This is a genomic window from Robiginitalea sp. (assembly GCF_049588695.1).
In the GTDB taxonomy this organism is placed as follows: Bacteria; Bacteroidota; Bacteroidia; order Flavobacteriales; family Flavobacteriaceae; genus Robiginitalea.
Genome location: NZ_JBAVZJ010000386.1, coordinates 1 through 7,362, shown reverse-complemented (window position 1 = coordinate 7,362; position 7,362 = coordinate 1). Strand labels below are relative to the sequence as shown.

Here is a 7,362-nt window from a genome sequence, read left to right as displayed (position 1 = left end):
GTTCTGAAGGGAAGTTCCCAGAACCGTCACCATGGTGCCCTCATAAACCGAGAGGCCGTTGCCCTCAAAGTCCGCCTTACTGAGCTCATTTTTAAAAGGATAATTGTCAGCCGTTCCTTCAAAAATGTGGGCAGAGGGAATCATAAGGTCCCCCTTTTTACCTGTCAGGATTCCAGCCTTGCCCATAATCGAGATCGATATGACGTTCAGGTACTGAGCCTCTTCTTTCCCTTTATACGGCTTCAGCAATTCATCGATACACTCATAGGCCTGCTCCCCGAAGGCGTAATCCATCACCAGGATCACCGGAGCGTTTGAGGGCTCGTCGCCTGGGATATCATAACAGCAGGCATCCATGGTCAATCGGGCCAAATCAAAAATCTGAACATCGATGTTCGCACCTGAGGTATCGTCGATAAAGTGCATTCCGTTTTTCACGGCCATGGCCAGCACCTTATCCTGTAACTTTCCGTTGTCCTGGGCGCTGAGCGCCTCAAAAATCTCCAGGGACTGTCCTTTGGGGAATTCCTTTTTTAGGGCGCTGCTCGCGAAAAGGGTATTCAATACGCTGTGCATATTGGAACTAATCACATGTATCGGGCGCTCCAGAAGTCCGTGCTTGTCCAGGGCCGTCTTGATCGTATTGGCCCAGCGCTCCCCGTGTATGTGATGGCCCAATCCCTCACGCAATAAGGCGCTGAAGGTTATAGTGCGTTTATCGCCGGTCGTTTCTTCGTCTATGGCCTGTTTGCCCAGCCAATAAATAATCCTGAGGAAGCGCTCGGGGTCTTTTTTAGTGGCGAATTTTGCATACACCGCCTGAATCTCCACAAAAGAGCGGCTTAAAATATTAGCCGCATGCGTAATGGCGATTTCTCGTTCAGACACGGAGAGTTTCCCTTTCTGATAGGCTGCTTCCAGTTTCTGCCAATCGCGGATGGTGGCACCCGTATCGCCGACAAGTACTCTTTTTCCGATCTTACCCGATTCTATAAAAAGAAACGTCAGGTGTGTTAGAATGTCGTAAATATCTGACCGCCCGCGGGTAATCTCAATATTCATTTGATCCTTGTCAATGCGATAGCAATTCCTTCGGCGTTTTGGGGGGACAATAGGTTTGAAGTGGGAGCTCCCGTAGCCCTCATCCGCGGTCAAATTGATATACTTACACTGTTCTATCCCCTCGGGGAGCCGCTCCAGGACATAAATCAGTCCTTCCAGTTCAGCCTTATCCTCGGCAATTGTTCCATAAATTTCAGGGCGAAGCTGGAGCAGGGCGTTGCGCAGGGTTTCACCGGAAACCCCCATGGGTTTGTAGAAGCCGCGGTTAAAAAGGTGGCGCATGGTGATGTACATGCGCTCAATGGCATTTGTCGATTCCTGTGCTCGGGTTGCCTCCATGAAAACAAATGTACCGCAAAAGTACATTTTAATTTGAGTTAACCGTATTTCAAGAGGGCACGAATCTCCCGATCTCAGGGAGGTCTGAAAGAAGTAGCGCAGGTGCTTTAGACTGTATAGGCATAAAGTGCATCTGCGAGATCGCGGTCATTGGAAAGGCGTTTTACTTTGTTCTGCCCGCCCAATTTTCCTATGGATTTCATATACTGCTGAAATCCGCCCTTTTGAATTTGGGTAAGGCGCAACTGTTGAAGTATTTTTCCTTCGATAAGGTCAAAATAATAACTGTTCTGCTCTTGTAAGCTACGGTCTAAAACAGCCGTAAATTCCTCCATATCCGAAGGAGCCTCTTCAAATTCAACAAACCATTCGTGGTAAGGGAGCTCTCCCTCCGCAGTCTGAATTTGGGGAGCCACAGTGAATTCATTCACACGAGCCCCCGACTGCCGTATGGCCTCTTCCATGGCGTACTCCACCTCCTTGGCGATGACGTGCTCCCCAAAAGCCGAAATAAAATGCTTTATGCGTCCGGTGACAATTACCCGGTAGGGTTCCAGGGAGGTAAACTGAACCGTGTCTCCCAGATTATAACCCCAGAGTCCGGCATTTGTAGAAATCACCATGGCGTAATTCACGCCCAGTTCCACCTCCCCGATTGTCAGGCGCCTGGGGGATTCTTCATAAAAAGTATCCGCGGGTATAAATTCATAAAAAATTCCTGCGTCGAGTAAGAGGAGAAGTCCGCGGTCCTTCCACTGGTCCTGGTAGGCGAAAAAGCCTTCGCTGGCAGGAAATAATTCAATGCTGTCCACCTTCCGGCCGATCAGGCTCTCGAATTTACTCCGGTACGGTTCGTAATTCACGCCTCCGTAAATAAACAACTGGAGGTTGGGAAATATAATACTTATTGGTTTTTTTTCTTTTTCCTTAAGTTTTTCAAAGTACATCTGAACCCAGGAAGGGATGCCGGCGATGACCGTCATGTCTTCGGAAACGGTTTCCTCCACCACTTTTTCCACCTTGGTTTCCCAATCCTCAATACAATTCGTCTCCCAGGAGGGTAGCCGGTTTTTTTGAAGGTAGCCGGGTACATAATGCGCCGATATTCCGGAGAGTCGACCCACTTTTATACCATTCTTCTCATCGAGAATCGGACTGCCCTGAAGAAAAATCATCTTTCCATTTACAAAATCTACATTTCCGGTTTTGTGAATGTAGTTGAGAATGGCATTTCTGGAGGCCCTTACCTGTTCCTTAATGGATTCGCTGGTTATGGGGATGTATTTGGCTCCAGAGGTAGTCCCGGAGGTCTTGGCAAAATACAATGGTTTTCCGGGCCATAGGACATCATCTTCACCCTGGAATATACGCTCCACATAAATTTTGAGCGTTTCATAATCCCGAACAGGTACACGGGATGAGAAATCAGAGTAACTTTTGATCTCTGAAAAGCCGTGTTCCTTCCCAAAGCCTGTACCTCTTCCTTTCGCAATGAGTTGGTCAAAGGTGCGCTGCTGAGCCTCTAAAGGATTATCGGCCCACTTGCGTGTTTTCTGATGCACCCACCGTGCCAGAAAGCGTGCTCCCAGGGCTTTTAGTGACATCATATTCAATTAAAATCAACGTAATTCTCCGGATTAACAGGATTTCCGTCCTTCCACAGTTCAAAATGCAAATGCGGCCCTGTGGTAAGCTCCCCCGTATTTCCCACGGTCGCAATCACCTCTCCGGCACGAACAATATTTCCCTGGACCTTTGTGAGTGATCCATTGTGCTTGTATACGGATATCAAATCCTGGTTGTGTTCCAGAATGACTACATAACCCGTCGAAGCCGTCCATTCTGCAAAGATAACGCGCCCGGTAGCAACCGCCTTAACAGGGGTATCCTTAACGGCGACTATGTCGATGGCAAAATGCTTTAAATCTGGATCGTAGGGCTGGGAAACGGTGCCGCTCAAGGGTGTGTATAAGAGAATACTGCCGTCAAATGTGGGTTGCTCAAAAAGGTTATAACGGTCTTCAAGGGCGACTTCAGCCCTTAAAATGCTATCCTCCCGAATCGGGCTTAAATTCAATTGGGACGGATCGAGTTTAATGCTCTCAAAAACAGAGTCGGGATTGATCTGGGAAGTTTCAATATCCCCTCGAAGGACCTTTCGGATGTTTTCTAAATACTGATTGGTATAATTTAGGGCGTTGACCAGAGAATCTGTCTTGTAGGTAAGTTCCGTAGCTTGTCTTTTAAGTGCCGTGGAAGAGTAACCGGGAATGTATTCCCGCAGCGGTGTAAATGCAATCAGCAAGGTGGTAAAGCCAATAAGAGCAATAATAAGCAAGGTGCCGGTAACAAAGACATTCAACCGACTCAACTTGAATGAAATTTTTTCCTCAAAGGTACTTTCGTTCAGAATTACAAGCCGATACTTATGCAGAAGCTTACGCTTGAGTTCTTTTCTCTTTTTTTTCTGCTCCATGAGTATCCCTCCATGCGCCTTTAAATCGGGACTCGCTTCAACTTTATCCCGATGGGGCTATTATTTCAAGGCCCTGGAAGCCTTATTTTCGGATGTCTAAAATACACCTTATAGCACAATTACAAGATTTCTATCCTGTTTTTTACTACCTTTACAATCTTAAAAATGCTGTACAGATGAATGCACTCGGAATATTTTTAGTCATAGGGCCATGGCAGATCGCAGTGATTGTCGTTATCGTTCTGCTGCTTTTCGGTGGAAAAAAAATCCCGGAATTAATGCGGGGACTGGGTAGCGGAATCAAAGAGTTCAAAGACGCTTCCAGAGAAGATGATAAATTAGAAGAAAAACAGGAATAATCCTGTTCCAAATTAAAATGAAAAGGCATCCCAAGTGGATGCCTTTTTTGTTTCCTCTCTGTCTTTCAGATTCCACAACGCCTTGAGAACATGTAAATCAGGGAAGCCTCTCCAGGTTCACACTTACCCCATATCGGGCTTAGCAGCGTATTCCTGGCGTTTGACAACAAAAAATTAGCCGGCACTTTACATTGAGGTATTTTAGAAGTTCGAAATAAATTTCCTCAAATCACTGCGTCGTGAGAAGCTCTAAATACACTAAACGTTCTGTTCTTTTTTATGCCCTGCTACTCTTTCTTTCCACTCTGGCCGGGCCTGTAATCCATGCTCAGGACATAGGACTGGGCCTTGTAGCCGGTCAGGAGTTAGAAGATGAAGTCTCGGGTGTGGACACCTACCCGGTATCGAACCCGAAAGAAGATCTCTTGTGGCAAGAGCAGGCTGCCGACCTCGGCATTCCCATAGTGAGTTACTACCGGATGAAAGGGGTGGAAAAAGGATTTTACCCGGTAATAACTATTTTGGAATCTTCAAGGGGCGTTTCCAAACTTTACAAGAGGCTCCATCGCAATGGGTTGGATATTATTTCATTTGTTCATCCCGAAGATGAAAAACTCTATCTCTCCAATTCCCGTTTTGAATCCGGGGAAGAAGCCTTGCTGGCTGCACGGCAGGTAATCGAAGGAGGAAAAAACACCGTTGTTGAATTGTTGGTGGTGGAGAATGAGCCGATCGATCTGCTTGAACCCTTTGACCTTAAACAGAAAAGGGCTGTTTCTTCACCGGGCAACATCCCGGATTACACGGCCGATAATCTCAAATTTAATAGTGCCCCAAATGCTATCATTAAAAAAGCCGATCAGTATTTTGAGCGGATGTGGTATGCGGATGCAGCGGAATTGTACGAACTCGGATTAGAGCGAAATCCCGAAATTTCCAATCCTGCAATTATAGAGCGCGTCGCAGATGCGCATTACTTTAATTCAGACATGGAGCGCGCCAACTTCTGGTACGAAAAATTGTACGAGGGTGCAAGCAAGGAGTTGTCTGCCGAATATCTCTTCAAATACTCCCAATCCCTTAAAGGTTTAGGAAAGTACGGGCGGGCGAGGCGAATTCTCAAATTATACGACAAAAAGGTCGAAGGATCCCCTCTTGGGAGATACAGACAGCAGGAAATCCTGGAACGCGAGGCGACCCTGGACAACATACTGGACTCAGAAGAATTGTTTTCAGTTAAAAACCTGCAGATCAATTCTGAATATTCCGACTTTGCACCGACCTTCTACAAAGAAGACAAGATCGTCTATGCTTCTTCCCTGGACTCGGCGTTTTTTACAACACGTCGATATAAATGGAATGAGCAGCCTTACCTCGATCTGTATGTAGCAAAAATGAATGAAGAATCGGATGAGCTGAATTCCGCCGTTAAATTCTCCAAGAGCATCAACACAAAGTACCACGAGGCTGCAGTGGCCTTTTCTCCGGATCACAATACCATGTATTTTACCCGGAATAATTTTGGTAAAAAACTTCGAAGGGATATCAAGGGCGTAAACCACCTGAAGCTGTACCGGTCCCAGAAAGTAAATGGGGAGTGGTCAGAGGCCGAGGAACTACCGTTCAATGGAGAGGATTACTCCACGGGGCACCCTGCAGTAAGTCCGGATGGAAAGCAATTATACTTCGTATCGGACAGGCCGGGAAGTATGGGGGAAACAGATATTTTCACCGTAGATATTTACGAAGATGGAACGTATTCAATCCCTAAAAACCTCGGTACCCAGATCAATACCGAACAAAAAGAGATGTTTCCCTTTTTCACTGGCACTAAACTTTATTTCTCATCAGATGGTCATACAGGCTTAGGGGGGTTGGACGTTTTTCAAGCCGAATTTGATCAGGAAGAAGGCTTTCAGGATATCCAAAATATGGGGAAACCTATAAACAGTGGTAAAGATGATTTCTCCTTTATAGTCAGTGAAGAAACCCAAAAGGGCTATTTCGCTTCCAACAGAGAAGGCGGAAAAGGAGATGATGACCTCTATAGCTTTGAGCGCCTGTTTCCTGAAGAGGTTAATGAAAATGCGATTGCAGGTATTATCACGGACAAAATCACGGGAGACAGGCTGCCGGATGCCATGGTTGAACTCCTGGATGAAAACAACATCAGGCTGAAAGAAGTGATTTCGGATGCGGATGGTGGTTTCGTGTTTGAAGATCTCGACAGCCACAAAAAATATCACCTCCGAATTCAAAAAGACCTCTATGCTGAAAAAGACAAGTTCGTAGAGACTGAAGAGAATAATTTGGTCTACACGGATATTACCATGCGCAAACTCGAAGAGCTGGTCACCATAGAAGATGGTATCAAAAAGCTTAAAACGGAGATGATCTATTTTGATTTTGACAAGGACGCCGTACGAGAAGACGCTGCCCTCGAATTAGACAAGCTCGTTGCCGTAATGGAAGAATACCCCTCAATGGTGATTAAAATTGCTGCACATACCGACTCAAGGGGAGCCAAAGCATATAACCAACAGCTCTCCGATCGCAGGGCGAAAAGCACCCGAGATTACCTCATTAGCCAGGGAATTGACTCCGAACGCATCGAAAGTGCGATAGGTTATGGAGAGTCTCAATTGCTCAATGAGTGTGATGGAAGTGTGCGATGTGCTGGGGAGAAACACCAGCTCAACAGGAGGTCTGAATTCATTATCGTAGACATGTAGTCCCTTACAACCGGCAAAGCAACATCTGCATTCCATTGGGAAGGCCCGTGAATGAAGCCTTCGCATTTCATTCAGATTTTTCCGTGTTTCATCTGATATTTTCAGAATTGCGCGTTTAACGTGACATCTTTGTTACAGAAACGCTACAAAAGAACACATATGGAAAAATTAATACTCGTTAGGGAAATCTATTTAGAAGCTTTTAGAAACTGGACAAACCTGATCCTCCGAAAATACTTTAAGGTCTTTTCCTGGTTCTGTTTTGCCCTTTGGCTGGTCACCATGTACGCCTTTATTTTTAGAGTTTCAACAGGATTTGCCTTTGACTGAAGTTAAAGAGCTCCCTTTACATACTACAAAAAAAGCCCCTCACTGAGGGGCTTTTTCATAAGCT

The 7,362-nt window shown here is 45.8% G+C and carries 6 protein-coding genes; 3 read left to right on the top strand and 3 right to left on the bottom strand.

Features of this window, described 5'->3' with window-relative positions; translation table 11 throughout:
* The 3 genes from WBV75_RS09170 to WBV75_RS09160 all read right to left on the bottom strand — a co-directional run.
* Window positions 1-1,401: DUF6909 family protein (locus WBV75_RS09170; RefSeq protein ID WP_424120323.1), on the bottom strand; the 1,401-nt coding region annotated here is incomplete at its 3' end.
* 107 nt (window positions 1,402-1,508) lie between these two features.
* A complete protein-coding gene (locus tag WBV75_RS09165) occupies window positions 1,509-3,005 on the bottom strand; it encodes a GH3 auxin-responsive promoter family protein (RefSeq protein ID WP_424120324.1) in 1,497 nt (498 codons plus the stop codon).
* Window positions 3,006-3,010: 5 nt separating this feature from the next.
* Complete coding sequence (locus WBV75_RS09160) at window positions 3,011-3,877, bottom strand: M23 family metallopeptidase (protein ID WP_424120322.1); 867 nt, start codon at window positions 3,875-3,877, stop codon at window positions 3,011-3,013.
* A gap of 176 nt (window positions 3,878-4,053) precedes the next feature.
* Here WBV75_RS09160 and WBV75_RS09155 point away from each other — a divergent pair, with 176 nt between their 5' ends.
* The 3 genes from WBV75_RS09155 (at window position 4,054) to WBV75_RS09145 (ending at window position 7,298) form a co-directional block, all read left to right on the top strand.
* Complete coding sequence (locus tag WBV75_RS09155; RefSeq protein WP_424120321.1) at window positions 4,054-4,236, top strand: Sec-independent protein translocase subunit TatA/TatB; 183 nt, start codon at window positions 4,054-4,056, stop codon at window positions 4,234-4,236.
* A gap of 239 nt (window positions 4,237-4,475) precedes the next feature.
* Window positions 4,476-6,968, top strand: a complete 2,493-nt coding sequence (locus tag WBV75_RS09150) for an OmpA family protein (protein WP_424120320.1) — start codon at window positions 4,476-4,478, stop codon at window positions 6,966-6,968.
* A 159-nt stretch (window positions 6,969-7,127) separates the two neighbouring features.
* Complete coding sequence (locus tag WBV75_RS09145) at window positions 7,128-7,298, top strand: DUF6747 family protein (RefSeq protein ID WP_424120319.1); 171 nt, start codon at window positions 7,128-7,130, stop codon at window positions 7,296-7,298.
* Window positions 7,299-7,362 lie beyond the last annotated feature (64 nt).